This is a genomic window from Saccharothrix espanaensis DSM 44229 (assembly GCF_000328705.1).
Taxonomy (GTDB): Bacteria; Actinomycetota; Actinomycetes; order Mycobacteriales; family Pseudonocardiaceae; genus Actinosynnema; species Actinosynnema espanaense.
This window is the reverse complement of the sequence record NC_019673.1, coordinates 2,858,700-2,884,741: the sequence shown is the minus strand read 5'-3', so window position 1 is coordinate 2,884,741 and position 26,042 is coordinate 2,858,700. Positions and strand designations below refer to the sequence as shown.

General features: G+C 71.4%; 28 protein-coding genes and 2 pseudogenes. 15 read left to right on the top strand and 15 right to left on the bottom strand.

The features are described 5' to 3' along the window. Positions 1-3: 3 nt before the first annotated feature. Complete coding sequence (locus tag BN6_RS13210) at positions 4-456, bottom strand: GNAT family N-acetyltransferase (RefSeq protein WP_015100148.1); 453 nt, start codon at positions 454-456, stop codon at positions 4-6. 269 nt (positions 457-725) lie between these two features. Between BN6_RS13210 and BN6_RS49960 the strand changes: the two are divergent. Then, a pseudogene (locus tag BN6_RS49960) lies at positions 726-1,685 on the top strand (effector-associated domain 2-containing protein); the annotation flags it as partial. A 35-nt stretch (positions 1,686-1,720) separates the two neighbouring features. On the opposite strand, the gene BN6_RS13200 reads toward BN6_RS49960, so the two are convergent. After that, complete coding sequence (locus BN6_RS13200; protein WP_015100146.1) at positions 1,721-3,754, bottom strand: MDR family MFS transporter; 2,034 nt, start codon at positions 3,752-3,754, stop codon at positions 1,721-1,723. A gap of 157 nt (positions 3,755-3,911) precedes the next feature. Here BN6_RS13200 and BN6_RS13195 point away from each other — a divergent pair, with 157 nt between their 5' ends. The 5 genes from BN6_RS13195 to BN6_RS13175 all read left to right on the top strand — a co-directional run bounded on the left by BN6_RS13195 (position 3,912) and on the right by BN6_RS13175 (position 7,837). Next, positions 3,912-4,193, top strand: coding sequence for a hypothetical protein (locus BN6_RS13195; RefSeq protein ID WP_041316643.1), 282 nt, complete (start codon positions 3,912-3,914; stop codon positions 4,191-4,193). 13 nt (positions 4,194-4,206) lie between these two features. Then, a complete protein-coding gene (gene glmS / locus BN6_RS13190; RefSeq protein WP_015100144.1) occupies positions 4,207-6,015 on the top strand; it encodes a glutamine--fructose-6-phosphate transaminase (isomerizing) in 1,809 nt (602 codons plus the stop codon). Between the two features lie 146 nt (positions 6,016-6,161). Next, positions 6,162-6,884, top strand: a complete 723-nt coding sequence (locus BN6_RS13185; RefSeq protein WP_041316641.1) for an MgtC/SapB family protein — start codon at positions 6,162-6,164, stop codon at positions 6,882-6,884. 80 nt (positions 6,885-6,964) lie between these two features. Next, positions 6,965-7,465, top strand: coding sequence for a TetR/AcrR family transcriptional regulator (locus BN6_RS13180; RefSeq protein ID WP_041312699.1), 501 nt, complete (start codon positions 6,965-6,967; stop codon positions 7,463-7,465). A 12-nt stretch (positions 7,466-7,477) separates the two neighbouring features. Further along, positions 7,478-7,837 carry a hypothetical protein gene (locus BN6_RS13175; RefSeq protein WP_015100141.1) on the top strand — a complete coding sequence of 120 codons (360 nt, stop codon included), beginning with the start codon at positions 7,478-7,480 and terminating at the stop codon, positions 7,835-7,837. 18 nt (positions 7,838-7,855) lie between these two features. On the opposite strand, the gene BN6_RS13170 is transcribed toward BN6_RS13175, so the two are convergent. The 3 genes from BN6_RS13170 to BN6_RS13160 all read right to left on the bottom strand — a co-directional run bounded on the left by BN6_RS13170 (position 7,856) and on the right by BN6_RS13160 (position 9,334). Continuing rightward, a complete protein-coding gene (locus BN6_RS13170) occupies positions 7,856-8,047 on the bottom strand; it encodes a DUF397 domain-containing protein (RefSeq protein WP_015100140.1) in 192 nt (63 codons plus the stop codon). A gap of 250 nt (positions 8,048-8,297) precedes the next feature. Further along, a complete protein-coding gene (locus BN6_RS13165; RefSeq protein WP_015100139.1) occupies positions 8,298-8,489 on the bottom strand; it encodes a DUF397 domain-containing protein in 192 nt (63 codons plus the stop codon). After that, positions 8,486-9,334 carry a helix-turn-helix domain-containing protein gene (locus BN6_RS13160; protein WP_015100138.1) on the bottom strand — a complete coding sequence of 283 codons (849 nt, stop codon included), beginning with the start codon at positions 9,332-9,334 and terminating at the stop codon, positions 8,486-8,488. The genes BN6_RS13165 and BN6_RS13160 overlap by 4 nt, the downstream gene beginning before the upstream one ends. A gap of 108 nt (positions 9,335-9,442) precedes the next feature. Here BN6_RS13160 and BN6_RS13155 point away from each other — a divergent pair, with 108 nt between their 5' ends. The 4 genes and pseudogenes from BN6_RS13155 (at position 9,443) to BN6_RS13145 (ending at position 10,984) form a co-directional block, all read left to right on the top strand. Continuing rightward, positions 9,443-9,700 (top strand): hypothetical protein, encoded by a 258-nt coding sequence (locus tag BN6_RS13155; RefSeq protein WP_015100137.1) that lies wholly within the window; start codon positions 9,443-9,445, stop codon positions 9,698-9,700. 67 nt (positions 9,701-9,767) lie between these two features. Further along, positions 9,768-10,061, top strand: a pseudogene (locus tag BN6_RS43600) (ArsR/SmtB family transcription factor); the annotation flags it as partial. Next, positions 10,062-10,451 (top strand): VOC family protein, encoded by a 390-nt coding sequence (locus tag BN6_RS13150; protein ID WP_041316638.1) that lies wholly within the window; start codon positions 10,062-10,064, stop codon positions 10,449-10,451. Between the two features lie 101 nt (positions 10,452-10,552). Further along, on the top strand, positions 10,553-10,984 hold the full coding sequence (locus BN6_RS13145; protein ID WP_015100135.1) for a hypothetical protein: 432 nt from the start codon (positions 10,553-10,555) through the stop codon (positions 10,982-10,984). On the opposite strand, the gene BN6_RS13140 is transcribed toward BN6_RS13145, so the two are convergent. Both BN6_RS13140 and BN6_RS13135 read right to left on the bottom strand, forming a co-directional pair. Then, a complete protein-coding gene (locus tag BN6_RS13140; RefSeq protein WP_015100134.1) occupies positions 10,902-12,164 on the bottom strand; it encodes a sensor histidine kinase in 1,263 nt (420 codons plus the stop codon). The two genes, BN6_RS13145 and BN6_RS13140, sit on opposite strands and share 83 nt — an antisense overlap. Continuing rightward, positions 12,161-12,847: a response regulator transcription factor gene (locus tag BN6_RS13135; RefSeq protein ID WP_015100133.1), complete on the bottom strand. Its 687-nt coding sequence runs from the start codon at positions 12,845-12,847 to the stop codon at positions 12,161-12,163. The genes BN6_RS13140 and BN6_RS13135 overlap by 4 nt, the downstream gene beginning before the upstream one ends. A 214-nt stretch (positions 12,848-13,061) precedes the next feature. Here BN6_RS13135 and BN6_RS13130 point away from each other — a divergent pair, with 214 nt between their 5' ends. Genes BN6_RS13130 through BN6_RS13110 form a run of 5 tightly spaced genes read left to right on the top strand, consistent with a single transcriptional unit; the run spans position 13,062 to position 18,782 of the window. Beyond that, positions 13,062-14,273, top strand: a complete 1,212-nt coding sequence (locus BN6_RS13130; RefSeq protein WP_041316635.1) for an ABC transporter ATP-binding protein — start codon at positions 13,062-13,064, stop codon at positions 14,271-14,273. Continuing rightward, complete coding sequence (locus BN6_RS13125; RefSeq protein WP_015100131.1) at positions 14,270-15,574, top strand: ABC transporter substrate-binding protein; 1,305 nt, start codon at positions 14,270-14,272, stop codon at positions 15,572-15,574. Before BN6_RS13130 ends, BN6_RS13125 begins: the two co-directional genes overlap by 4 nt. After that, positions 15,571-16,905 (top strand): ABC transporter permease, encoded by a 1,335-nt coding sequence (locus BN6_RS13120; RefSeq protein ID WP_015100130.1) that lies wholly within the window; start codon positions 15,571-15,573, stop codon positions 16,903-16,905. Before BN6_RS13125 ends, BN6_RS13120 begins: the two co-directional genes overlap by 4 nt. Further along, complete coding sequence (locus BN6_RS13115; protein ID WP_015100129.1) at positions 16,902-17,783, top strand: carbohydrate ABC transporter permease; 882 nt, start codon at positions 16,902-16,904, stop codon at positions 17,781-17,783. The genes BN6_RS13120 and BN6_RS13115 overlap by 4 nt, the downstream gene beginning before the upstream one ends. 45 nt (positions 17,784-17,828) lie before the next feature. Further along, a complete protein-coding gene (locus tag BN6_RS13110; RefSeq protein ID WP_148302854.1) occupies positions 17,829-18,782 on the top strand; it encodes an HNH endonuclease signature motif containing protein in 954 nt (317 codons plus the stop codon). A 36-nt stretch (positions 18,783-18,818) separates the two neighbouring features. Here BN6_RS13110 and BN6_RS47765 read toward each other — a convergent pair whose 3' ends face one another. The 8 genes from BN6_RS47765 to BN6_RS13070 form a co-directional block, all read right to left on the bottom strand. Next, positions 18,819-19,040, bottom strand: coding sequence for a phosphopantetheine-binding protein (locus tag BN6_RS47765; RefSeq protein WP_015100127.1), 222 nt, complete (start codon positions 19,038-19,040; stop codon positions 18,819-18,821). Next, entirely contained in the window at positions 19,037-19,681 is a 645-nt protein-coding gene (locus BN6_RS13100) for an isochorismatase family protein (protein WP_015100126.1), read from the bottom strand. The genes BN6_RS47765 and BN6_RS13100 overlap by 4 nt, the downstream gene beginning before the upstream one ends. A gap of 1 nt (position 19,682) precedes the next feature. Then, positions 19,683-21,290, bottom strand: a complete 1,608-nt coding sequence (locus BN6_RS13095; RefSeq protein WP_015100125.1) for a (2,3-dihydroxybenzoyl)adenylate synthase — start codon at positions 21,288-21,290, stop codon at positions 19,683-19,685. Then, positions 21,287-22,384: an isochorismate synthase gene (locus BN6_RS13090; RefSeq protein WP_015100124.1), complete on the bottom strand. Its 1,098-nt coding sequence runs from the start codon at positions 22,382-22,384 to the stop codon at positions 21,287-21,289. The genes BN6_RS13095 and BN6_RS13090 overlap by 4 nt, the downstream gene beginning before the upstream one ends. A 26-nt stretch (positions 22,385-22,410) precedes the next feature. Beyond that, positions 22,411-23,145 (bottom strand): 2,3-dihydro-2,3-dihydroxybenzoate dehydrogenase, encoded by a 735-nt coding sequence (locus BN6_RS13085; RefSeq protein WP_015100123.1) that lies wholly within the window; start codon positions 23,143-23,145, stop codon positions 22,411-22,413. Between the two features lie 112 nt (positions 23,146-23,257). Further along, entirely contained in the window at positions 23,258-24,298 is a 1,041-nt protein-coding gene (locus tag BN6_RS13080) for a FecCD family ABC transporter permease (protein ID WP_015100122.1), read from the bottom strand. Further along, entirely contained in the window at positions 24,295-25,284 is a 990-nt protein-coding gene (locus BN6_RS13075; protein WP_015100121.1) for a FecCD family ABC transporter permease, read from the bottom strand. The genes BN6_RS13080 and BN6_RS13075 overlap by 4 nt, the downstream gene beginning before the upstream one ends. Beyond that, positions 25,278-26,042, bottom strand: a complete 765-nt coding sequence (locus BN6_RS13070) for a hypothetical protein (RefSeq protein WP_015100120.1) — start codon at positions 26,040-26,042, stop codon at positions 25,278-25,280. The genes BN6_RS13075 and BN6_RS13070 overlap by 7 nt, the downstream gene beginning before the upstream one ends.

Below are 26,042 nucleotides of genomic sequence, written 5' to 3'. Positions count from 1 at the left end.
CGCTCACCTGCCGTCGAGCCACAGCTTGAACCCCTGGTGCGACCCGACGAACCCGAGCCGGGCGTAGAACCGGTGGGCGTCCTCCCGACGTGCGTCGGACATCAACTGCACCACGGCACACCCACGATCCCGAGCCTCCGCGACCGCCCACGACAACAACGCTTCACCCAACCCACCACCCCGCTGCCCACTGGCCACCCGAACCCCTTCCACCTGCGCCCGCACCATGCCGCGCTGGGAAAGTCCGGGCAGCACCGTGAGCTGCAACGTGCCGACCACCACGCCGTCCGACTCGGCGACCACGAGCGTCTCGTGCGGCGACGCATCGATCACCGCGAACGCCTCCAGGTACCGCCCGAGGTCCCCCGGCGTCTCCCGCTGGGCCCCAAGCTCGTCGTCGGCCAACAACCCGACGATCGCCGCCACGTCCCCGACCACGGCCCGACGAATGATCACGACGTCTCCTCACGTCCTGCGACAACGACCGGCAAGATCTTCACCCGATCACGCTATTCGGGTGATAGCGGGTGGCCGGTCCTCGACAGCGATCAAGGACATGGGCGGTCACGACTCCTGATAGCGGATTGTCACCGCAGTGGGACCAGGCGCCGGAACTAATCCGCGTGCAATTGCGGGTTGCCCTCCGCGCGCAACAACGGGGAACGCACCGGCACGTGGCGAGGTCGCGTTGGATCCGCAACCGCACTCCCCGACCCCCGCCGAGAATGGCACGCCCGACGTTGCTCAGTTCGAGTGTCATCGGCCCGCGCCCTGCCGGCACCGCGCGTTTCTGGGCTAGAACAGAACCACCGACGCAGCGGGAGGCGCCGATGGACACGACCTCGATCCACCGGTCGATCGTGGTCGTGGACGTCGAGGGGTACGGCGACCTCGCCCGGACGACCGGCCACCGGGTGGCGGTGCGCGAGGGCATGTACCGGGTGATGCGGTCGGCGTTCGCGAACGCCGGGCTGCCCTGGGACGACCGGGCGGTGGACGACGCGGGCGACAGCCTGATCCTGGTGCTGCCCGCCGACGTGCGGAAGCTCGACCTGGTGGACGTGCTGCCCGGCCGGGTGGCGGCCGAACTCCGCCGGCACAACTCCGTGCACGCGCCCGAGGCCCGCGTGCGGCTGCGGATGGTCGTGCACGCGGGCGAGATCCACCACGACGAGCGCGGCATGACCGGCCCGGACCTGCTCTTCGCCTGCCGGCTCCTGGAGGCCGGGGAAGCCAAGCCGGCGCTGCGCGACTCGACGGCCACCACGGTCCTGGTCGTGTCCGACGCGATCTACGGTTCCGTGGTCCGCCAGGACGCCGCCGCGCACCCCGCCGAGTTCCGCCGGATCGCCGTGGAGGTCAAGGAAACCCGCACCCACGCGTGGATCCGCCTGGTGGACGGCCACCCGACGACCCCCGCACCCCGCGCCGAACCCCGCGAACTCGACCTGAACGCCCTGCGCCCGATCGTGGAGACCCTGCTCTCGACCCCGGGCTTCGACTCCCGCGAAGCCCGCGACACGGTCCTGCGCGAACTCCCGTTCGCCTCGGTCATCCCCCGGCTGCCGACCGACCGCGCCGACACCGTGAGCATCGTGCGCACGTGCCGGCTCTACCCCGGCGGCCTGGAAGCACTGGTCGAAGCGGTCCGCTTCTACGCGGCGGGTTCGGTCGCGATGGACAGGCTCGACCAACTGCCGGCGGTACCGCGGACTCCTTGTCAGACCGGGGTGGGGTGGCGGGTGGTGAGGGATTGGCTGGTGATCACCAGGTCGGCGGCCACCCGGTCGACGGCTTCGGTGAACTCCGGGTCGTCGCACTGCCAGTCGACCAGTTTCACGTGCAGCCAGTCGCGCCACGACGAGACCAGGCGGGCGAAGGTGGCCGAGCCTTCGGGGGTGAAGCGGTAGTCGTCGTCGGATTCGGTGAGCAGGCCCTTGGTCATCAGCTGGCGCGCCACGGGTTCGAAGATGCCTGGCGGGACCTTGGTCTCGGCGGCCAGGCGGTCGAGGGTCGCGGCACCTCGGTGGGCCGACTGGCGGAAGACCTTGACCAGGAGCCACGCCTGGGCGTGGGTCAGCGGGAGGCCGGATCCGGCCAGTACCTCGGGGGTCGGGTCGCGGCGCTCCTTGCTCACGATCAGGGCCACCAGCTTCTCCAGCTCCTGGCTGGAGACCGTCGACTGGGGCACCGCGAAGCTCTCGCCCACCCCGTTGTTGCCCGTCGCCGCCGCACGGGCCGTGTCGCGCAGCGGGACTTCGCGCAGGAACAGCGCCACGACGAACGCCACCGCCGCGACCGGGGCCGCCCACAGGAACACGCCTTGGAGGGTCTCGGCGTACGCGGCGACGATCGGGGCTTTCAGCTGGTCGGGCAGGGCGTGCAGGGCTTGGACGTTCGACGCCGCGCGCGGGTCCACGCCGGGAGGCAGGGCGGCGGCGAGCTTCTCGGGCAGGTTGCTCGCGTAGATGGAGCCGAAGATCGCCACGCCGAACGAGCTGCCCAACGTCCTGATGAACGACACCCCGGACGTCGCCACGCCCAGGTCCTCGTAGCTGCTGGTGCTCTGCACGACCACCACCGGCACCGGCATGCACATGCCGACGCCCAGGCCGAGCACGAGCATGTACGCCGACGCCTCCCAGAACGCCGTGTCCACGTCCAGCAACGACAGCAGCAGCAACCCGGCCACCATCAGCAGGCTGCCCAGGATCGGGAAGACGCGGTAGCGACCGGTCTTGCTGATCACGTTGCCGGTCACGATCGACGCCACCAGCAGCCCCACCACCAGCGGCAGCATCTCCAGGCCCGACTGGGTCGCGGACGCCCCGTGCACGTACTGGAGGTACGTCGGCAGGAACGTCACCCCGCCGAGCATGGCGAACCCGACCACGAAGCTGAGCACGCAGCACACCGTGAACACCGGGTTGCGGAACAGCCGCATCGGCAGCATCGGCTCGGCCGCCCGCAGCTCCACCCGGACGAACAGCGCGAGCGCGACCAGCGACCCGGCCGCCATCCACAGGATGGTCGGCGACGCCCACTCGTACTCGACCCCGCCCCAGCTCGTGACCAGCGTCAACCCCGTCGCGGCCAGCGCGATCAGCAGGATTCCCAGGTAGTCGATCCGGGGTTTCGCGGTCGTTCTGACCCCGGGTAGTCGGAGGAACCCGACCACCAGGACCAGCACGCCCAGCGGCAGGTTGACGTAGAAGGCCCACCGCCAGCTCAGGTGGTCGACGAACAGCCCGCCCAGCAGCGGTCCGACGACCGTCGACACGCCGAACAGCGCGCCGATCAGGCCCTGGTACTTCCCGCGCTCGGACAGCGGCACGACGTCGGCGATCACCGCCATCGACGTGACCATCAGGCCGCCGGCGCCCAGGCCCTGGATGGCGCGGGCGACGATCAGCCACGTCATCGAGTCGGCCCACCCGCACAGGAACGACCCGACCATGAACAGCGCGACGCTGACCAGGAACGCGGGCTTGCGCCCGAACAGGTCGCCGAACTTGCCGATCAGCGCGGTCATGATGGTCTCGGCCAGCAGGTACGACGTGACCACCCACGACAGGTGCCCGGCCCCGCCGAGGTCGCTGACGATCGTGGGCAGCGCGGTGGCCACGATGGTCTGGTCGAGGGCTGCCAGCAGCATCCCGAGCATGATCACCGCGACGATGGCGTTGCGCGCACCGCGCCCGACCTCGACCGGTTCCCGGCCCCGTTCCGCGACCTTGCCGACTGCGTTCGCCACGCCGAACCTCCCGGGTGGACGATAAAGCCGCCGGCCGCACTCCGCTCGGGACGCCGACCCGTCGCCGGGCCGGGCCGGGCCGGGGGCAGACGGGCCGGGCCGAGGCCGGCGTGCCCGGAATCGGGCACGGGGTTTGGTGTGGTGGTTGGCTGTGGCCATGCTGGAGCCCGTGGCGGACGAGGCACCCGAGGACCTGGTCCGCCACATCGTCCGGACGACCGGCATCCCACCCGCCGTGGCAGCGCGGGTGGTGTCCGACGTGATGGGCTACTTCGTCGAGACCGCCGAGGAGTACGTGCTGCGGCGGCACGGCGAGTTGCAGGCCCAGGGGGTGCCCAACGCGCGCATCTGGCCTCGTCTCAGGGACGAGCTGGACGTGCGCCCGGTGGCCGCTCCCCCGCTGTCGGAACGCCAGTTGCGCCGGATCGTCTACGGCTGAGGGGAACGAACGCATGTGCGGGATCGTCGGGTACGTCGGCGCGCGGGACGCGACCCAGCTGTTGCTGGAGGGCCTGCACCGGCTGGAGTACCGGGGGTACGACTCGGCGGGCATCGCCGTCGCGGGTGCCGGGCTGCACCTGGTGAAGACCGCCGGGCGGGTCGCCGACCTGCGCCGGGTCGTCCCGGACGACGTGGCGGGCACGGTCGGGATCGCCCACACCAGGTGGGCCACGCACGGCGAGCCCACCGACCGCAACGCCCACCCGCACGTCGCGGGCCGGATCGCGATCGTCCACAACGGAGTGTTCGAGAACTCGGAGCGCCTGCGCCGCCAACTGACCGAGGACGGGGTCGCGCTGGCGTCCGACACCGACAGCGAGGTGCTCGCGCACCTGGTGGCGCGCAGCACCGCGGCGACGCTGGAGGACGCGGTCCGCGAGGCGCTCGGCCAGGTCGAGGGCACCTACGGCGTGATCGTGATGGACGCCGACCGCCCCGGCGAACTGGTCGCGGCACGTCGTGGCAGCCCGGTCGTGCTGGGTGTCGGCGAGCACGAGATGCTGGTCGCCTCGGACGTGACGGCGCTGGTGCGGTTCACCCAGCAGGTCATCTACCTGGACGACGACGAGCTGGCCACGGTCACCGCCGACGGCTACCGCACCAGCACCATGGACGCCCGGTCCACGACGAAGTCGCCGACGTCGATCGACGTGCCGTCGGCGGAGTACGAGCTGGGCGACCACCCGGACTTCATGCGCAAGGAGATGCGCGAGCAGCCCGACGCGGTGGACCGCTGCCTGCGCGGACGGCTGGACCGCCGGTTCATGAGCGCCCGGCTGGACGGCGTGGGCCTGACCGCGCAGGAGTACCAGCGGATCCGCCGGGTGAAGCTGCTCGGCTGCGGCTCGGCGTACTACGCGGGCCAGGTCGGCGCGGGCCTGGTCGAGGAGCTGGCGCGGATCCCGGCCGACGCCGAGCCCGCCTCCGAGTTCCGCTACCGCAACCCGGTGGTCGACCCGGACACCCTGTACGTGGCGATCAGCCAGTCCGGCGAGACGCTGGACACGCTGGCCGCCGTGCAGGAGCTCAAGCGCAAGGGCGGGCACGTCATCGGCGTGGTCAACGCCGTGGGCAGCACGATCGCCCGCGAGTGCGGCAGCGGGATCTTCCTGCACGCCGGCCCCGAGGTGTCGGTGGCGGCGACCAAGTCGTTCACCGCGATGACGGTCGCGCTGGCGCTGCTCGCGCTGGACCTGGGCCGGGTCCGGGACCTGTCGATCACCGAGGGCCGGCGGCTGGTCGCGGGCCTGTCGGAGCTGCCCGCGCAGCTCACCGCGATCCTCGGCCAGGAGGACGGCATCGCCGAGATCGCGGCCAGGTACGCCAAGGCCGAGCACATGTTCTTCCTGGGCCGGGTGCGCGGCTGGCCGGTGGCGCGGGAGGGCGCGCAGAAGCTGAAGGAGATCTCCTACCTGCACGCCGAGGCCTACCAGGCCTCCGAGCTCAAGCACGGGCCGTTGGCGCTGATCAACCCCGGGATGCCGACCGTGTTCGTGATCCCGGACGACGAGTTGCTGGCCAAGAACACGGCCACCGTCGAGGAGATCAAGGCGCGTGGCGGCCCGGTGATCGCGGTGACCGACGCGGACCTGCCGGCGGGCCTGGCGACGGACGTGATCCGCATCCCCAAGGCGCACGACGCGTTGACGCCGATCACCCTGTCGGTGCCGTTGCAGTTGTTCGCCTACCACCTGGCGAAGGCGCTGGGCCGTGACATCGACCGGCCGCGCAACCTCGCGAAGAGCGTCACCGTCGAGTAGCCCGGCCGCCGCGTTCACCCGATCCGGTGGGTTTGCCGCGTCGGCCTCGGCCTGTGTGCGAGTTCCGCGACCGGTCCCATCGCCGCCCGGCGGCGGGACCGGTCGCGCTGAACAATCCACTGCGGACACACCGGGAGGTGAACGCGGTGACCACCGTGGACATGCTGTTGCGGGTCGGCTCGGGGCTTGGTCTGGGCGCGCTGATCGGGTTCGAGCGCCAGTACCGGGCGCGGATGGCGGGCTCGCGGACCAACGCGCTGGTCGCGGTCGGTGCGACGCTGTTCGTGCTGCTCTCGGCGCACGGCTTCGGTGACGCGCCGGGCTCGGCGGACCCGACCCGGGTGGCCGCTCAGGTCGTGTCCGGCATCGGCTTCCTGGGCGCGGGCGTGATCCTGCGCGACGGGTTGAGCGTGCGGGGGTTGAACACGGCGGCGACGCTGTGGTGCTCGGCGGCGGTCGGCTCGTTGGCCGGGGCCGGGCTGCACCTGGTGGCGGCGGTCGGGACGGTCGCGGTGATCGTGGTCAACATCGCGTTGCGGCAGCTGGGGCGCGCGGTGGACCGGCGGCCGGAGAGCGGCGAGGAGTCGCCGACGAACTACACGTTCATGGCGACGACGAAGGACGACGCCGAGGCGCACGTCCGCGCGTTGCTGGTGCAGTCGTTGACCCGCACGGACTTCCGGCTGCTGTCGATCGCGTCGAACAACAGCTCCGAGGGGTACGTGGAGGTGCGCGCCGAACTGGCGGGCGACCAGCGCGACGACCGGCAGATGGAGTCGGCGGTGTCCCGGCTGAGCTTGGAACCGGCCGTGACCAGCGTCCGGTGGCAGGCCGAAGCACCTGCCACCGAGGAGAAGGGCGCCGATTGACGGCACCGGCTCCACCACCTCCGAGCTTTAAGGAACGGTCGTTCTTGACTGATCGTTCCTCAAAAGGCTATCGTCGTGGCATGGGCCGGCGGAGAACGTTCGACGAGGACGAGGTGGTGCGCGCCGCCGTGGGGTTGTTCGGCGGCCGCGCGTACGACGGGGTGTCCATCGACGACCTGGTCACCCACCTCGGCCTGCACCGCAACAGCCTGTACAAGACGTTCGGCAGCAAGCGCGGCCTCTACCTGGTCGCGCTGCGCCGCCACCTCGCCGACGACGTCCGTCCGTTGACCGAGGCGCTGGCCGCGGCGACGGATGCCGCGACCGCGCTGCGGCTCGTCACGTCGGCCGATCTCGGCCTGCTGCTGCTCGCGGCGGTCGAACGGGCACCGGCCGACGAGGAGGTGGCCGCCGAGGTGGCCGCGGCGCTGGCCGCCGTCGACCAGGCGATCGCCGACGCGCTCGGCATCCCCACCGCCCTGGCCGCCGCCCTCACCGCCGCCGCGCTGGGCGTCCTCGTGCGCGGCAACCCCGACGGCGTCGGCACCGCGCTGACCCAACGTCTCGATCCCCTCGACTGACAAGGAACAGACATGGCACTGGTCGACATCGACGGCGACGACCTCGTGGTCGTGATGGAGGGCCTCGACAAGCTCTGGGCCCTGAAGAGCAGCCTCACCATCCCGCTGGCCAACGTCCGCGGCGCGACCGCGGACCCCGGCATCGCCACCGAGCGCAAGGGGATCAAGGCGCCGGGCACCCACCTTCCCGGCGTGATCACGGCGGGCACCTTCCACCTCGACGGCGACAAGGTCTTCTGGGACGTCAAGGACGCGTCGAAGGCGGTCGTGATCGAACTCGCCGACGAGCGCTACGCCCGCCTGGTCCTCCAGGTCGACGACCCGCGCGCGACCGTCGCGCTGGTCGAGGACGCCCTGCGCTCGAAGCGGTGAACCACCCGACCACGCCGGCTAGGCGAGGTCGAACACGCCGAGCTTCGCGCCCTGCGTGAAGAACTCCCACTCGCCGAACGTGAACCGCTGGGGCGCCTCGTCGGGCCGGTTCGAGTTGCGCACCAGCACTTCGTCCTCGGTGCGCAACACCTCGACGCAGTTGTCCCCGCCACCGCTGAACTTGGTCCACTCACCCAACTTCAAGGTCATCTGATGTCCTCCGCGTCGCCCGGAACAGACCGGGACCTCCGTGTCCAACCCAAGGCGGTGACCACCGACAGGACGTTCTGGCGCAGGGCGACCCGGCGGGCCCTGCGGACCCGCCGCATCGCGTTCACCTGTCCGGAGCGCGATGACCAGACCTACCAGCAGCGTAACGCGGTCGAGCGCTGCTTCACCAAGCCGAACACAACAGCGCCGCCTGCGCGCTCCGGCTCGGACGAGGCCGACAGAACACCATCTAGGCGAGGTCGAACACGCCCAGCTTCGCGCCCTGCGTGAAGAACTCCCACTCGCCGAACGTGAACCGCTGGGGAACCTCGTCGGGCCGGTTCGAGTTGCGCACCAGCACTTCGTCCACGGTGCGCAACACCTCGACGCAGTTGGAGCCACCGCCGCTGAACTTGGTCCACTCACCCAACTTCAAGGTCATCTGATGTCCTCCATGACGCGGGCCAGGAGCTCGCGGCTCTCCTCCAATCCCAGCGCTTTCGCCCTGGTGAAGTCGAACCAACGGCTGGTCCGCTCCACCTGGTCGGGACTGTCGGCGAAGTGATCGCCGAAGGGCGTGTCGACGCTGATCAGCGACGGCAGGTCCCCCGGCAGCCGGAACAACGTGAGTGTAGTGCCGATCAACGGGTGGACCCCCGCTCCCCGGGGCATCACCTGGAGGTTGACGTTGTCGAGTTCGGTCATCGCCAGCAGGTGCGCGATCTGCTCGCGCATCACCTGCGGGCCGCCGATGCCGGCCCACAGGACGGGTTCGGCGATCACCGCCCACAGCCGCAGCGGGACCTCGCGCTCGGTCAGCAGGACCCGGCGGCCGAGCCGGAGTTCGAGGTTCTTCTCCAGCACCTCGCCCGCCAGCCCGACGTTGGCCATCAGCGCGCGGGCGTAGTCCGGGGTCTGGAGCACGGCCGGGATCAGGTCGGGTGAGGAGAAGATCGCCTCGACCGCGATGGCCTCGACGTCGAGGATGCGGCGCAGCCACGGCGCGATCTGGCCGCCGATCTTGCTCTTGGGCCGGCGGCGGTGCGCCTCGGAGTTGAGCGCCAGCAGGTCGTCGCGGGTGGGCTCGTCCGCGCCGTAGAGGGTGAGCAGCTTCTCCAGCTCGGCGTGCTTGACGCCGGAGCGCGCGTTCTCGATGTTGCCGATCTTGGTGATGGTGCAGCCGAGCGCCTCGCAGGCCAGGTCGCGCGGCAGCTTGGCGTCTTCCCGGAGCCGGCGCAGCGTGGTGCCGATCTGGATCCGGGCCGCACTGCGGTGGGGGCTGGTCATGGCGCTCCTCGAAAGATCACCCGATCGAAAGTGGCATCCAACTCGCACTTACAACTTATCATGGGCGAATACTTGGAGTGCCAGAGTCTAACAGGGAGTGACACGCCCATGGCCCACCGGTTCCAGCAGCTGAGCGTCATCGAGAGCACCGGCCGCAAGTCGAGCTACCTCCTGCTCGAACGTCACGACGAGGTGACCGACGAGCCCCTGGAGTCCTGGGCGGCCGACCGGTTGCGCGCCGGCCGCTACGCCAGGGGCCTTTACGTGGCCGAGCGCGGGCACGTGGCCGATGATTGGCCGGAGGACGAGTACGACTCGGACGTCGAGGTGGTGTCGGACGGCCACGGCACCGTCAAGGTCGTCTGAGACCCGACACCCGGAGGTGACCGGGCGAGGTTGACAGGCAAGTGATGACTTGCCTATAACTGTCGTCGTGGACGCGGACCCCGGGCTGTTCAAGGCGATCGGCGACGCGACGCGACGCACCATCCTGGACGAGCTGACCGACAGGGACGGGCAGACGCTGTTCGAGATCTGCGGCCGGCTCACGATGAAGCACGGCCTGACCTCCTCGCGCCAAGCCGTCTCCCAGCACCTCGCGGTGCTCGAACAAGCCGGCCTGGTCCGCACCCGGCGGCAGGGCCGGTACAAGTTCCACCACATCGACCCGGGCCCGCTGCGCGCGATCGCCGAGCGCTGGCCCGTCAACGGAAGAGGGACCGAACCCGTGATCCGCATCAACGTCACCAGCGTGTACGTGGACGACCAGGCCAAGGCGCTGGCCTTCTACACCGAGAAGCTGGGCTTCACCAAGAAGACCGACGTGGCCGCCGGCGAGTACCGCTGGCTCACCGTGGTCTCCCCCGCCGCGCCCGACGGCGTCGAACTGCTGCTGGAACCGGACGCCCACCCGGCGGCGGGCGTGTTCAAGAAGGCGCTGGTGGAGGACGGCATCCCGTTCACCCAGTTCGCCGTGGACGACGTGCACGCCGAGGTCGAGCGGCTCAAGGCGCTGGGCGTCGAGTTCACCCAGGAGGCGACCGACTACGGGCCGGCGATCACCGCCGTGCTCGACGACACGTGCGGCAACCTGATCCAGATCGCCACCATCAAGTAGCCGCACCGCCCCGGCCCCGCCCTAAGGTTCGGTTAAACCTCGCCGCCGATCCGCGAACCGCCGCCCCGCGCGCTTTACCTTGTGGGACAGGGGTGGTCGCGATGTCCGCAACGCTGCGGAACCGCTTCGCCGAGCCCGCCGCGGCCCGGCGACTGCTGGTGGTGTGCGATTTCGACGAGTCGTTGCCGGGCGACGTCCGGTTTCGCCGGTCCGCGCGCGGGCTGGCCGCGCTGCCGGCGACGACGCTCGCGCTGGTCTCGTGGCGGGGGTGCCGGGAACTGGCCGAGCTGTCCGGGCTGACCGCGCCGGTGCTGCTGATCGGCGAGTTCGACCGGGGCGCGGTGCGGGCGCTGCTCGCCGACGCCGAGACGCACCTGGTGCTGGGCGTGGCGCTGGGCGGCTGGAACGTCGCGGTGGGGCGCGCGCTGACGGTCCTGTTCGAGGAACGCGTCAGGCGTGGCCCCGCCACAACCGCCACGCCCGCGGACTGGCGGGCTCGTGGTGACTGTCCGACTCGCCGAAGCGGAGCCTGATCCGCGCGCCGCCGAGCCGGCCGCGCTCCACGTGGATGGTGCCGCCGGTCGCCTCCGCGGCGGCACGGGCGATGTCCAGCCCGAGCCCGGTCGACCCGCCGCCGGACGAACCCCGGTGCAGGGCGCGTTCCGGGTCGGCGATGCCGGGGCCGCCGTCCTCCACGGCGAGGGTGATCCAGCCGGCGTGCCGGACCACCGCGACGCTCACCGCCGAGCGCGCGGGCGTGTGGTGGAAGACGTTCTCCAGCAACGCGTCGACCACCGCGCCCACCTCGTCGCCGGTCAACGGCACGGGCGTCGGCTCGTAGGGCAGGTCGACCTCGCACGGGCGGCCCTGGTCCTCGGCGTGCGCGGACCAGAAGCCCATCCGGGCGCGCACCACCTCCACCACGTCGCAACTGCCGCCGGCGGCCGACGCGACCGGGTGCAGCGACTCGATGATCCGGTCGACGTCGTGCCCCAGCACGGTGACGGCGCTGCGGATCCGGTCGGCGACCGGGCCGCCGCCGATGGCGTCGGCGTCCAGCCGCAGCGCGGTCAACGGCGTGCGCAGGCGGTGCGAGACGTCCGCGATCATCTCCCGCTCCTTGGCCAGCAGGCGTTCGGCGCGGTCGGTGGCGGCGTTGATCGCGGTCGCCAGCGCGGCCAGCTCGGGCGGTCCGTGCACCCGGACGTGCTCGTCGCCCTGGGCGATCCGGGTCGCGGTGTCGGCCAGTTCGCGCAGCGCCTCGACCACCGGCGTGGTCGAGCGCCGACCGACCGGGACCGCGACCGCCGTGGCCGGCAGACCCAGCAGCAGCAACGCTGCCAGCTCGGCGAGCAGCCCAGCCGTGACGACCGGTGCGGGCTCCGAGATCTCCACCGAAGCCCACTCACCATCCACAGTGGACACCGTTGCCAGGTCGGCGGACGCGGTCCCGACGCCGACCGTCGTGCCGTCCGGCAGGTGGACGGCCAACCGGCCCTGGGAACCGGCGGCGGTCCGGGACACCGCGCCGCGCACGGCGTCCGGGTCGGTGGTCACGGCGAGCACGGCGGCGACCGCGACGACGTCGCGGCGGTCGTCCGACGCGGCCCGCTCCCCCGCCGCCAGCACCAGCAGGAAACCCGCCCCCACGAACAGGATCACGACCGCCGTCGCCGCCGACCGGACGAACGCGCGGGTGAGCAGCCCTCTCATCCCGGGGCTACCAGCTTGAAGCCGACGCCGCGGACCGTGTGCAGGTAACGGGGTTTCGCGGCGGTCTCCCCGAGCTTGCTGCGCAGCCACGACACGTGGACGTCGATGGTCTTGTCGTCGCCCAGGTACGGCTGCCCCCACACCGCCTGGAACAGCTCGCGGCGCGCGATCACCCGGTTCGGCCGCTGCGCCAGGTAGGCCAGCAGGTCGAACTCGCGGCGGCTGAGCGCGACCGGGCGGCCGTCGCGCAGGACCTGGCGCTGCGCCAGGTCGACCCGCAGGTCGCCGACCACCAGCAGGTCGCGGTCCGGACGGGCGGCGCCGGACGTGCGGCGCAGCAGGGCGTTGATGCGGGCCGCCAGGTGCTCCGCCGAGAACGGCTTGACGATGTAGTCGTCCGCGCCCGCGTTCAGCGACCCCACCACGGAACTCTCGCCGCCCCGGGCCGTGGCGATGATGACGGGGACGTCGCTGATGCCGCGCAGCATCCGCAGCGCGGCCACCCCGTCGAGGTCGGGCAGTCCCAGGTCGAGGATGACCAGGTCGGGTTCCTCGGTGCCCGCCTCGCGCAGCGCGGCCACCGCCGTGCCGACCGCGCGCACCTCGTGCCCGAGGTCGGTCAGCGCGTGCACCAGCGCCGCCTGGACCACCGGGTCGTCCTCGACCAGCAGCACCTTGGACATGCCAGGAGGGTAGGGCCTGATCGCGCCGCGTTGGGGGCGAGTCGGCGGGTTGTTGCGGCTTATCGAAACCGTGCCTGCGCCTTAACGGTCTCTTAGGGAAGTGCGCACTACTGTCTGCCCCACCTGAAACCGGGGTGCCGCGGATCACACCGCGGCGGGAATCGCAATTCTGCGGACAACCGGTGAAGCGGTGCCGGCGGGGTGGGGAGTGGGCGTGGCGGAAGTCGTGCTGAGCGGTCTCGGCAAAGTGTACGTCGACGGCACGCGGGCCGTCGCCGACCTGGACCTGGAAATCCGGGACGGGGAGTTCCTGGTTCTGGTGGGGCCGTCCGGGTGCGGCAAGACCACCGCGTTGCGGATGATCGCAGGCCTGGAGAGCGTCAGCGAGGGCTCCATCCGGATCGGCGAACTCGTCGTCAACGAGGTGCCATCCCGGGACCGTGACGTGGCGATGGTGTTCCAGTCCTACGCGCTCTACCCGCACCTGAACGTTTACGACAACATCGCCTTCGGGCTCACCTTGCGGAAACTGCCGAAGAAGGAGATCGACCGGCGGGTGCGCGAGGTCGCCGAAGTGCTGGAATTGCACGAACACCTGCAACGGAAACCGCGCAACCTCTCCGGCGGCCAACGCCAGCGGGTGGCGATGGGGCGGGCGATCGTGCGCGCGCCGCAAGCGTTCCTGATGGACGAGCCACTGTCGAACCTCGATGCCAAGCTGCGGGTGCAGATGCGCGCGCAGATCGCCCGCATCCAGCGCGACCTGGGCGTCACCACCGTCTACGTGACCCACGACCAGACCGAGGCGATGACCCTCGGCGACCGCGTGGCCGTGATGAAACGCGGAGTGCTGCAACAGGTCGGGCCGCCCCAGGAGCTCTACGACCGGCCGGTCAACCTGTTCGTGGCCGGGTTCATCGGCTCGCCGGGCATGAACCTGGTGACCGCCCGGCTCGACCGCGACGACGACGGACACCACTGGGTCACCGTGGGCTCGGACGCGTTGCTGCTGCCCGAGTCCGTGCTGCGCGCCCGGCCCGCGTTGGAGGGGTACGCGGGCCGGGACGTGGTGCTCGGCATCCGCCCGGAGGACATGGAGGACGCGGCGCTGGCCGACGCGCAGGAGGGCTCGATCCTGCACTCGGTCGCCGACCTCGTGGAGGCGATGGGCTCGGACGTGCTGGTGCACTTCCCGGTCGACGCCGAGCCCGTGGTCACCGACGACACCAGGGCGCTGGCCGAGGACGACGGCACCGCCGACCTGCCCCGGGGCAGCGGCGTCGTGCTGGTCGGGCGCTTCTCCCCCCGGACGCACATCTACGAGGGCCAGCCGGTGGCCGCGTGGGTGGACACGTCCCGCTTGCACTTCTTCGACCCGGCGACCGGGTTGTCCGTGTGGACCGACACGTCAGGAGAGCTGGAATGAGCCGCTTGAAGGTGACCGCCGCACTGGTCGCGGCACTCGGCGTGGTGACCGCGTGCGCCGCGGGCACCACCACCCCCGGACCGGACGGCAAGGCGTTGAGCGGGCAGACCGTCGAGGTCATCGGTCCGTGGACCGGCGACGAGCAGTTGCGGTTCGAGCAGGTGCTCGCCGCGTTCAAGGACAAGACCGGCGCGGAGGTCCGGTACACGCCGGCCGGCGACGAACTGCCGACGGTGTTGCAGACCCGGGTGCAGGGCGGCACGCCGCCGAACGTCGCGCTCGTCGCGCAGCCCGGCCTGGTGGAGCAGCTGGCCAAGGCCGGGTCCGTCAAGGTCGTGTCGTCGGAGGTCGAGAAGGCCGTCACCGAGCACAACGCGGGCGTGTGGAAGAAGCTCGGCACGTTCGACGGGCAGCTCTACGGCGTGCACTTCAAGTCCGCCAACAAGTCCACCGTCTGGTACAGCGAGAAGGCGTTCGGCGCGGTCGGCGCGGAGCCGCCTGCCACCTGGGAGGACTTCCTCAAGGTCGGCCGCGCGGTGGTCGACACCGGGCAGGCGGCGGTGTCGGTCGGCGGCGCGGACGGCTGGACGTTGACCGACTGGTTCGAGAACGTCTACCTGCGCACGGCCGGGCCGGAGAACTACGACAAGCTGGCCAGGCACGAGATCCCGTGGACCGACCCGTCGGTGCGCGAGGCGTTGGCGACGCTGGGCGAGCTGTTCGGCGACTCCCGGCTGGTCGAGGGCGGTGCCACGGGCGCGTTGCAGACCGAGTTCCCGCAGTCGGTGATCAACGTGTTCGGCGACGCGCCCAAGGCCGCGATGGTGTTCGAGGCGGACTTCGTGGCGTCGGTGATCCGCACCAGCACCAAGGCGAAGGTGGGCGAGGACGCCAAGTTCTTCAAGTTCCCGGCCATCGGCGGCAGCGAGGACGCCGTGGTCGCGGGCGGCGACATGGCCGTGCAGCTCAAGGACGACCAGGCGACCACCGAGCTGATGAAGTTCCTGGCCTCGCCCGAGAGCGGCCGGGTGTGGGCGAAGCTGGGCGGGTTCCTCTCGCCCAACAGGAGCATCCCGGTCGACGACTACGCCGACGACGTGACGCGGGAGCTGGCCAAGCAGCTGGTCGACGCGGGCGACAACGTCCGGTTCGACATGTCCGACCTCGCGCCGGCGGCGTTCGGCGGGACCAAGGGCGCGGGCGAGTGGAAGGCGTTGCAGGACTTCCTGGCCAACCCGAAGGACGTCGACGCGGCCGTGCAGCGGTTGGAGTCCGAAGCCGCCAAGGCGTACCAGAAGTGACCACCACCCGATCCCGACCCGCCGGTCCGCGTCGCCGGGCCGGCGGGGTGGACCCGACACCGGGCCGCTCGCCGCGCCAGGCCCTGCCGTTCCTGCTGCCCGCCGTGGTGGTGATGGGCGCGCTGGTGCTGTACCCGTTGGTGTACTCGCTGATCCGGAGCTTCTTCGACCGGTCCGGCTCGGGGTTCGTGGGTGCCGGGAACTACGTCGACCTGTTCACCGACCCGCGCACGCTGACGGCGTTCAAGAACAACGTGATCTGGGTCGTCGTCGCGCCGGCGGTGGTGACCGGGCTCGGGTTGGTCTTCGCCGTGCTGACCGAGCGGATCCGGTGGGCCACGGCGTTCCGGCTGGTGCTGTTCATGCCGATGGCCATCTCGCTGTTCGCCTCCGGCATCATCTTCCGGTTGGTGTACGACGAAGACCCCGCACGGGGCGTGGTCAACGCCATCACGGTCGGGGTGCACGACCTGTTCTCGGCCCCGTCGCCGTATCCGGGCGCGCGACCCCGTGACGGGGTTCCGTTCACGGCGGCTGAGGAGGGGTTCACCAGTACCGGGACCTATGCGCCGGGGTCGTCGGTGGCCGTGCCGCTGGCGGGTTTCGCACCCGGCCAACTGCCGGCGGGCGCGTCTCGTGCCACCGAGCCAGCGACGGACGCGCGGGAGTTGCGCGGCGTGGTGTGGTTGGACGTTTCCGTTGGCGGCAAAGCGGGAGCGGTGGACAACAGCGAGCGCGGACTGCCCGGGGTGGCCGTGGAAGCGTTGCGGGACGGGCAGGTCGTGGGCCGTGCGACGACCGGGAACGACGGGCGGTTCACGTTCCCGGACCTGGCGCCGGGCCAGTACTCGGTGCGGTTGGCGGCGTCGAACTTCGCGTTGCCGTTCCGGGGGTTGACGTGGCTGGGGTCGACGCTGATCACACCGGTGATCATCTCGTCGTGGATCTGGATCATGACTGGGTTCGCGATCACGTTCATCGCGGCCGGGCTGGCGGCGATCCCGCGTGACGCGCTGGAGGCGGCGCGGGTCGACGGGGCCACCGAGTGGCAGGTGTTCCGGCGGGTGACCGTGCCGCTGCTGTCGCCGGTGCTGCTGGTGGTGTTCGTGACGTTGGTGATCAACGTGCTGAAGATCTTCGAGTTGGTGTTCGTCATCGCGCCCGGATCGGTGCAGGAGGAGGCGAACGTGCTGGCGCTGCAGATGTGGCAGGTGTCCTTCGGCGCGGGCGGCGACCAGGGCGTCGGCAGCGCGCTGGCGGTGGTGCTGTTCCTGCTGGTCGCACCGGCGATGCTGTTCAACATCAGGCGATTCCGACGGGAGCACTCGTGACCGAGGTGACGGTGGCCGGCGCACCCCGCCGGGGTGTGCTGTCGCGCCTGGTGGCCCGCGCCGGCGGCGGCGTGGTGCAGGTCGGGCTGGCGCTGGTGGCCCTGTTCTGGCTGGTGCCGGTGTTCGGGTTGCTGATCGCGTCGGTGCGCGGCGAGGCGGACAACACGGCGTCGGGCTGGTGGACCATCTTCACCCGCCCGGCGGAGCTGACGTTGACCAACTACGCCGACCTGGTCGGGAACTCGACCGTGCTGCGGTCGTTCCTGAACACGGTGTACATCGCGGTGCCGGCCACGGCGCTGGTGGTGGTGATCTCGGCGCTGGCGGCGTACGCCCTGGCGTGGATCGAGTTCCCGGGCCGGGTGTGGCTGACCACGCTGGTGGTGGGGCTGCTGGTGATGCCGATCCAGGTGGCCCTGATCCCGGTGGCGAGGCTGTTCGGCGCGCTGGGGCTGTTCGGGACGATCACCGGCGTGGTGCTGTTCCACGTGGCGTTCGGCCTGCCGTTCGCGATCTTCCTGCTGCGCAACTTCTTCGTCGGAATCCCCCGGGACCTGGTGGAAGCGGCCCGGATGGACGGCGCGAAGGAGTGGGTGATCTTCCGCCGGGTCGTCCTGCCGATCGCGAAGCCGGCGATGGCGTCGTTGACGATCTTCCAGTTCTTGTGGGTGTGGAACGACCTCCTGGTGGCGCTGGTGTTCGCAGACCAGGACTCGGCCCCGATCACGGTGGCGCTGCGCGCCCAGCTGCGCCAGTTCGGCGCGAACATCGACCTGCTGTCCACGGGCGCGTTCCTGTCGATGATCGTGCCGTTGGCGGTGTTCCTGGCGTTCCAGCGGTACTTCGTGCAGGGCGTGCTGGCGGGCTCGACGAAGTAACCGCACGCGGGGTCGCGACGATGATCACCGCGAGACGGTGTCGTCGTGGGGGTGGATGTGCGGACGAACGGACGGCGGGGCGCGTGGTTGATGCTCGCGGCCGGAACAGGGCAGAAGCGCTACAGCAACGACGGCTACGACGACGCCCCGGCCGCCCACTACAGCTGGGACAGCGAGGTCGACAACGCGAAGTTGCCGCAGGTCGGCGACGTGATCGTGCTGTGGGACAAGAAGGGGCTGCTGGGGGCCTCGGTGATCGAGAAGATCGTCACGGGCGAGGGCAGGAAGGTCCAGAACCGTTGCCCGTACTGCGGTATGACGAGCATCAACCTGCGTAAGGTCAAGACCCCGCGCTATCGGTGTTACGAGTGCACCCGGACGTTCGAGGAGCCGGATGTCGAACAGCTCGACGTCACCACCTACCGGACTCACCACGAGATCGCCTGGGTGGATCTCGCCGGGGAGCTGACCAGCGACCAGCTGCGCGAGTTGTGCAAGCTCCCGAAGTCGCAGCAGAGCATCCGCGAACTCGACTACCGGAGGTTCGAGCGGGCGCTGCGCACGGCCCCCGGCCTACCGTCGCTCTCCCCGGTCGAGGCGGCGCTGGCCACCGAGTTGAGCGGTGGTCACACCACGGCGGTCGTGCGCGTCCGGCGTGGGCAGGGAGCCTTCCGCAGCCGACTGCTGAACCAGTACGGCGACAGGTGCGCGTTCACCGGACCCACCCCGCGCGCCGCGCTCGAAGCCGCCCACCTGAACAGCTTCGCCACCGACGGCAAGCACCACGACCAAGGCGGCCTGCTGTTCCGTCGTGACATCCACCGCCTCTTCGACCTCGGCCACCTCGCCGTCGACCCGCGGGAACTGACCATCGACGTCGCCGCGACCATCGCCGACTACCCGGAATACGGCCGGCTGCACGGCGAGAAGCTCCACGTCGACCTCACCACGCGCCAACTCGGCTGGATCAAGAAACACTGGACCATGCACCGCGGGTAGCCGCGCACGGCCCAGTGCATCCACGAGAACCGCTGGTCAGGATGAACGGCTCAACAGCTCCGTCCACGCCTCCACGGTAGGCGTTTCCGCCAAGTCCACGAACGCGACCGACGCGCCGCCCGCCCGCCACGACTCGACCAGGGACATGACGCGCACCGAGTCCAGGCCGTGGTCGAGGAGGTTGTCGTCGTCGGCGATCTCGGTGGCCGGGATGTCCAGCACCGCGGCGATCTGGTCGCGCACGTCGTCCTTGGTCATGACGCTCCGTTCAGTTCGGTGATCAGCCGCGTCGTCGTGGTGGTGACGGCGCAGCGGCCGGCGGCGTAGCGCACCGCCATGTGGTGGTCGTCGGGCGTGAAGTCCGCTACCGCGTCCGCCACGAAGAACGCCTGGATGTCCTGCATGAACGCGTCCGCCGCGGTCATCAGGCAGCCGATGTGGGCGTAGATCCCGGTCACCACCAGCTGGTCGCGGCCGGTGGTGTCGAGCAGGGAGCGCAGGTCCGTGCGGTGGAAGGCGTTGTAGCGCCACTTCGTCAGGCGCACGTCGGACTCGCCGGGTTCCAGCGCGGCGTGGATCTCCGCGTCGACCGGGTCCGGGCCGATGCCGGTGCCCCACATGTCCAGTTGCAGGCCGCGCTGTTCGGTGCTCTGGCCGCCGGGCTGCGCGGAGTACACCACCGGCACGCCCAGCGCGTGGCACGTGTCGCGCAGCGCGCGGATGTTGCGCACCAGCTCCACCACGGGCGACGCGTCCGGGCTGAAGGCGCGCAGGAAGTAGTTCTGCATGTCGTGGACCAGCAGCACCGCGCGGGACGGCTCGCAGGTCCACTTCACCCGGTTGACGGGCAGGTCCGCCTCGGTGGGCATCGGGTACGGCTCGATGGTCGGCAGACCCATCTCACTGCGCCTTTCTGAACGTGTCGGCCAGCGCCCGCCGCAGGTCGCGACGGCTGGTCTTGCCGACCCCGGTGTGCGGGAACGCGTCCACGAGCTGGATGCGGTCCGGGATCTTGTAGGCGGCCAGGCCCCGGCCGCGCAGAAACGCGCGCAGCGCCGGGCCGGTCGGCGGTTCGCCGGTCGCGATGACGAACGCGCACGTCCGCTCGCCCAGGTAGTCGTCCGGGATGCCGACCACCGCGGCGTCGTGCACGGCGGGGTGGGCGAGCAGGTGGTTCTCGATCTCCTCGGCGGCGATCTTCTCGCCGCCCCGGTTGATCTGGTCCTTGGCCCGGCCCTCGACCACCAGGTGGCCGGTCGGCAGGCGGCGCACCAGGTCGCCGGTGCGGTAGAAGCCGTCCGGGGTGAAGGCGACCAGGTTGTGCGCGTCGGCCCGGTAGTAGCCGCGGATCGTGTACGGGCCGCGGGTCAGCAGCTCGCCGACCTCGCCGGGCGGGACCTCCGCGCCGTCGCCGTCGACGATCCGGATCTCGTCGTCCGGCGAGATCGGCCGGCCCTGGCTGGTCACCACGACCTCGTCCGGGTCGTCGAACCGCGTGTAGTTCACCAGGCCCTCGGCCATGCCGAACACCTGCTGCAACGCGCAGCCCAGCTCGGCGCGGACCCGGCGCGCGGCCTCCGGCACGAACTTCGCGCCGCCGACCTGGATCACCCGCAGGCTGGACAGGTCGTGCTCGGCGCGGGCCGGGGAGTTCATCCACTGCAACGCGATCGGCGGCACGACGCCCGTCGACGTCACGCCTTCCCGGGCGATCAGCGGGAAGACCACGTCCGGGCTCGGCGCGGGCGCCAGCACGATCCGGCCGCCGGCGTGCAGGACGCCGAGGATGCCGGGCGAGGACATCGGGAAGTTGTGCGCGACCGGCAGCGCGACCAGGTAGACGGTGTCCTCCCCCAGTTCGCAGATCACCGCGCTCTCCCGCACGCTGTAGAGGTAGTCGTCGTGGGTGCGCGGGATGAGCTTCGGGATACCGGTGCTGCCGCCGGACAGCTGGAGGAACGCCACGTCGCCGGAGCGCACCTCGGGCAGGTCGCCGCCCGCCGCCGGCACGTCGGCCAGCGCGGTGTGCTCGCCCGGGTCGCCGAGCACGAACACGTGCTCCAGCGCCGTCGCCTCCTTCACCTCCGACGCCAGCGCCCGGAAGTCGAAGCCGCCGGAGGAATCGGCGATCACGTACGCCACCGCGCCGGTGATCTCGCAGAACGCCGAGATCTCGGCAGACCGGTGCGGCGGCAGCGCGAACACCGGCAGCGCGCCGGCGCGGAACAGCCCGAACACCACGGAGGTGTACTCGGCGACGTTCGGCAGCTGCACCACGACCCGGTCGCCCGGCTCGATCCCGCGCGCCAGGAACCCGTGCGCCATGGCCGAGGCGCGCTCGTCCAGCTCACGGTAGGTCCACCGCCGGTCGCCGTCGACCACGGCGATCCGGTCGGCGAACGCCTCGGCCCGCGCGGCGAGGAAGTCGCCGAAGGTCTCACCGGTCCAGTAGCCGGCCTCGCGGTAGCGGCGGGCGAACTCCTCGGGCCACGGTGTCCAGTCGTTCACGCCGACTCCTTCAGTCCCAACGCACCCAGGAAGGTCCGGAACTTCGCGCTGGTCTCCGCCAGCTCGGCCTCGGGCGTGGAACCGGGCACCACGCCCGCGCCCGCGTACAGCCGCAGCGTGCGGTCGGCGACCTCGCCGCAGCGCAGCGCCACGATCCACTCGCCGTCGCCGCGCTCGTCGGTCCACCCGACCAGCCCGGTGTAGAACCCCCGGTCGAACGGCTCCAGCTCGCCGATCAGGTTGCGCGCGGTGTCGGCCGGCACCCCGCACACGGCGGGGGTCGGGTGCAGCGCGGAGGCCAGGTCCAGCGCGGAGGTCGACTCGTCCCGCAGCACGCCGGTCACCTTGGTCGACAGGTGCCACATCGTCCGGGTGGGCAGCAGTTCGGGCGTGGCCGGCACGATCAGCTCGCGGCAGAACGGGGCCAGCGCGTCGGCCACCGCACCGACGACGAACGCGTGCTCGCGGAGGTCCTTGGGAGAGGCCAGCAGCTCGGTGGCGTTGCGCCCGTCCTGCTCCGGGTCGGCGCTGCGCGGGCGGGAGCCGGCCAGCGGGTTGGACACCACGGCGGGGCCGGTGCGCCGGATCAGCAGCTCCGGGCTGGTGCCGATCAACGTGCTGCCGCCCAGGTCGGTGGCGAAGGTGTAGCCGCGCGGGTCGCGGGCGGCCAGCGCGGCCAGCACCTGGCGCACGTCGATGCGCTCGGCGGAGGTCAGGTCGAGCGCGCGGGCCAGCACGACCTTGCTCAGCGCGCCGTCGGCCATCAGGTCCAGCGCCCGCTGGACGCCGGAGGTGTAGGCGTCGGCGTCGGTGCGCTGGTCGAGCCACCGGCCGCCGGGGGTGGGGCGGTCGGGGAAGGACACGGTGTGCAGCGGCGCGCCCCGGCGGACCGCGCCCGGCACGGTCAGGCGGGACGCCACGTCCGGGCGGAACGGCACCGCGCCCACCACCACCTCGCCCGGTTCCAGCGGCGCCACGTGCGCGGCACCCGCCTGTTCGGCGACCAGGACCCCGGTCGGCGAGGCGAAGAAGAACCCGCCCTCCCGGTAGGTGTCGAGACCCGGCAGGGCACTGGATGTTTCGGCGGCTAGCACCGGCTGCTCCGTTCGCTGTTCATGGTTCAGGCGCGGAGGGTCGCGCCGCCGTCCACGTAGAGGTTCTGCATGGTGATGTGCCGGGCCTGGCCGGAGACCAGGAACAGCACGGCGTCGGCGATGTCGGCCGGGTCGGCGATGCGGCCCAGCGGGATGCCGACCCGGTAGGTCGCGGGGTCGCCCGCGATCACCCGGGACGGGGAGTCGTCGTCGGTCCACAGCGAGCGCTGCATGGCGGTGTCGGTCGAGCCGGGTGAGACGACGTTGCAGCGGATGCCGTGCTCGGCCAGTTCCAGGCCCAGGCACCGGGTGAACATGGTGGTGGCGGCCTTGGACGCGGCGTAGGCGGCCATGTCGGTGCGCGGCACGCCCGAGGCGTTCGAGCCGACCGTGACGATCGCGCCCTCCCGCCGGGGGACCATCCGCCGGGCGACCGCCCGGGACACGTGGAAGACGCCGTCGGTGTTGACCGCGAACGTCCGCCGCCAGTCCTCGTCGGTGGTCTCCAGGACCCGGCCGGGGCGCAGCACGCCCGCCACGTTCACCAGGACGGAGATCGGGCCGAGTGTGCGCTCCACCTGGTCCACAACCTCGTCCACACCGTCCACATCGGACACGTCGACCTGGTGCGTGGCGCCTTTCAGGTCGACGTCCGCGACCAGCGCCCCCTCCGCCGCCAACGCCGCCGCCACCGCCGCGCCGATGCCCTGCCCGGCACCGGTCACGAGGGCGACCCTGCCCGCGATCCCCCTGTCGACCATGTGCGGTGTCTCCCCGGTGAGTGGTAAGTGCGGTCGGATCATCACTGTAGCGTGACGATTAGGCTAGGCTAACCAACGTTTGAGGTACACCACACTCCGTCGGTCGATCGATTCAGCCGCGGCCGGCGCGCCACTCGCGCAGCAGCAGCCAGCCCAGGTACGCCCCGCCGACAGCGCCGGTCACCACCCCCACCGGGAGCTCGCCCGGTGACGTGATCCGTTGCGCGACAATGTCACTGACCAGCAGCAACGCGCCGCCGAGCAGTCCGGCGGGCAGCAGGCCGGGCCCGGCCGACCGGGTCAGCCTGCGGGCCACCTGCGGTGCGACCAGCGACACGAACGCCACCGGCCCGGCGCACGCCGTCGCCACGGCGGTCAGGCCGACCGCCGAGACGATCAGCGCCAGCCGGGACCGCTCGACGCGGACCCCGAGCGAGGTCGCCCCCTCGTCGCCGATGTCCAGCGCCGACAGCGTGCGGCTCAGCGCCAGCACGATCGGCAGCAGCACCAGCAGACCGACCGCCATCAGGGTGGCTTCCGGCCAACGCCGCTCGTACAGGCTGCCGACGATCCACACCGTCGCGGCGCGCGCGTCGTTGAGGTCGGCCCGCGTCACCAGGTAGTTGTTGAACGCGATGAGGATCGCGCTGACCCCGATGCCGACCAGCACCAGCCGGTACCCGTGCGCGCCTCCCTTGAGCGCCAACAGGTACACCGCCGCCGCCGACACCAGCCCGCCCGCGAACGCGCCGATCGCCGTCTGGGTCGTGCCGCCGCCGAACAGCAGCAGCACCACCACCGCGCCGGTCGCCGCGCCGTGCCCGAAACCCACGATGTCCGGGCTGCCCAACGGGTTGCGGGTCAGGCTCTGGAACACCGCGCCCGCCACACCCATCGCGATGCCGACCATGACACCGGTCAGCGCGCGCGGCAGCCGGCGGCGTTCCACGAACAACTCGGCCATCCGCGTGCTCTCGCCGAACACCGCGCGCAACGCGTCGTCCAACGGCACGTGGTAGTCACCGACCATCATCGCCGTCACGAGTCCCGCGGCGATCACCACCAGGAGCAGGCCGCACACCCAGAGCGTGCGGGCGTGCAGCCGGAACGAGATCCGCCCGTCCAGCAACCGGACCGGGCGCAGCGCCGTCACAGCTGGGGGACCTTTCTCCCGCGCACCAACGCGATGAAGACCGGCGCGCCGAGGAATGCCGTCACCAGGCCCGCTTCCAGCTCGCTCGGCGGCAGCACCACGCGCCCGACCACGTCGGCGCCCAGCAGCAGGCACGGCGCGAGCACCGCCGAGAACGGCAGCACCCAGCGCTGGTCGGCCCCGACCAGGGACCGCGCGATGTGCGGAACGGTCAGACCGATGAACGAGAACGGGCCGGCGGCGGCCGTCGCGGCACCGCACAGCAACGTGATCGCGGCGGCGGCGGACAGCCGCACCTTGCCCAGGTTCGCGCCCAGCGCGCGCCCGGTCTCGTCGCCCAGCGCGATCACGTTCAGCGGGCGCGCGAGCGCCAACCCGATCACCACGCCCAGCGCGAGCATCGGCCCGACCCGCACCAGCACGTCGAGGTCGCGCCCGGCGAGCCCGCCGACGATCCAGAACCGGAACTGGTCCAACGCCTTGTCGTCGGCCAACTGCACGGCGAACGTGTAGGCCACGAGCACCGCGCTGATCGCCGTGCCCGCCAACGCCAGCCGCACCGGCCCGCCGGCCCGGCCGGAGCTGCCCAGCCCGTAGACCACCAGGGCCGCGGCGGCGGCGCCGAAGAACGCGAACCACACGTACTCCAGCGGGCTGGTCAGGCCGAAGAAGCTGATCGCGGTCACGACGGCCGCCGCCGCGCCGCTGTTGACGCCCAGCAAACCGGGGTCCGCCAACGGGTTGCGGGTCAGCGACTGCATCAGCGCGCCCGCCAGGCCCAGCGCGGCACCCACCAGGATGCCCAGGACGGTGCGCGGAACCCGTTGCTGCGCAACGACCAGCGTGTCATAGGAGGCCTCCGACGACCACAGGGCGTCGAACACCGTCGAGAGCGGCACCGACCGCGCGCCGACCGCGATGCTGAGCACCGCGAACCCCGCGAGGGCGACCAGGCACAGCAGGAGTCCGGCCGATCTGCTCAGCACGGCTCACCGTCGAGCACGTCGGCGAACCCGGTGAGCAGGTCGGCGTACACGGCGTGGTCGAACGCGTGCCAGCGATCGTTCCACAGGTGCGCGCCCGGCACGTCGATCCCTTCGTCGAAAACGAAAAGCAGGTCAACCCCGGCCGGCACCCGGTCGGCCGGCCACCGGCCGGGCGGCGCGAGCCGGACCCCCAGTTCCCGCAGGGTGACCAGCCAGGGGTAGCGGTCCGGGTCGACCACGGCCAACGACCCGTGGCGGACGAACGCGAAGGCCACCGCGCGGTCGGGCCGCCACAGCGCCGCCTCCCGGACGCGCCACTTGGCGGCCCGGTAGCGGGCGCGGGCGACCTCCGGGACCGGCGCGCAGCCCAGCGCCGCGGCCAGCGCCGCGACTTCGCCGAACAGCGCGTCCAGCGACTGGCCGGGGGCCTTGAGCGTGAGCCCGACGGCGGGCACCGGCGAGTCCGCCACCCGCTGCAACCCCTCGCCGTGCGTGCGGTCGACCACGAGGTCGACCTGGCGCAGCAGCGACGGGTCCGGCGACGGATCGTCCACAGTGTCCAGTCGGGCCACGCCGAGCGGGTCGAAGCCCACGGCCGACAGGCATTCGTCGGCCGGGTCCTCACCCATCGCGGCGGCCACCGGGCGCACCCCGGCCGCCCAGAGGGTCGAGGTGGCCAGCAGGTCGACCACCGCCACCCGCTCCGGCCGGCGGGGCAGGGTCACGGTGACCCCGCGCCCGTCCGTGTACCGCCACAC

What these genes read in the sequence shown, in the direction of transcription:
- BN6_RS13195 (WP_041316643.1), top strand. Translation starts at nt 3,912, where the DNA reads ATGCTGGAGCCCGTGGCGGACGAGGCACCCGAGGACCTGGTCCGCCAC.
- glmS (WP_015100144.1), top strand. Translation starts at nt 4,207, where the DNA reads ATGTGCGGGATCGTCGGGTACGTCGGCGCGCGGGACGCGACCCAGCTG.
- BN6_RS13180 (WP_041312699.1), top strand. Translation starts at nt 6,965, where the DNA reads ATGGGCCGGCGGAGAACGTTCGACGAGGACGAGGTGGTGCGCGCCGCC.
- BN6_RS13175 (WP_015100141.1), top strand. Translation starts at nt 7,478, where the DNA reads ATGGCACTGGTCGACATCGACGGCGACGACCTCGTGGTCGTGATGGAG.
- BN6_RS13170 (WP_015100140.1), bottom strand. Translation starts at nt 8,047, where the DNA reads ATGACCTTGAAGTTGGGTGAGTGGACCAAGTTCAGCGGTGGCGGGGAC.
- BN6_RS13165 (WP_015100139.1), bottom strand. Translation starts at nt 8,489, where the DNA reads ATGACCTTGAAGTTGGGTGAGTGGACCAAGTTCAGCGGCGGTGGCTCC.
- BN6_RS13160 (WP_015100138.1), bottom strand. Translation starts at nt 9,334, where the DNA reads ATGACCAGCCCCCACCGCAGTGCGGCCCGGATCCAGATCGGCACCACG.
- BN6_RS13155 (WP_015100137.1), top strand. Translation starts at nt 9,443, where the DNA reads ATGGCCCACCGGTTCCAGCAGCTGAGCGTCATCGAGAGCACCGGCCGC.
- BN6_RS13145 (WP_015100135.1), top strand. Translation starts at nt 10,553, where the DNA reads ATGTCCGCAACGCTGCGGAACCGCTTCGCCGAGCCCGCCGCGGCCCGG.
- BN6_RS13140 (WP_015100134.1), bottom strand. Translation starts at nt 12,164, where the DNA reads ATGAGAGGGCTGCTCACCCGCGCGTTCGTCCGGTCGGCGGCGACGGCG.
- BN6_RS13135 (WP_015100133.1), bottom strand. Translation starts at nt 12,847, where the DNA reads ATGTCCAAGGTGCTGCTGGTCGAGGACGACCCGGTGGTCCAGGCGGCG.
- BN6_RS13125 (WP_015100131.1), top strand. Translation starts at nt 14,270, where the DNA reads ATGAGCCGCTTGAAGGTGACCGCCGCACTGGTCGCGGCACTCGGCGTG.
- BN6_RS47765 (WP_015100127.1), bottom strand. Translation starts at nt 19,040, where the DNA reads ATGACCAAGGACGACGTGCGCGACCAGATCGCCGCGGTGCTGGACATC.
- BN6_RS13100 (WP_015100126.1), bottom strand. Translation starts at nt 19,681, where the DNA reads ATGGGTCTGCCGACCATCGAGCCGTACCCGATGCCCACCGAGGCGGAC.
- BN6_RS13085 (WP_015100123.1), bottom strand. Translation starts at nt 23,145, where the DNA reads ATGGTCGACAGGGGGATCGCGGGCAGGGTCGCCCTCGTGACCGGTGCC.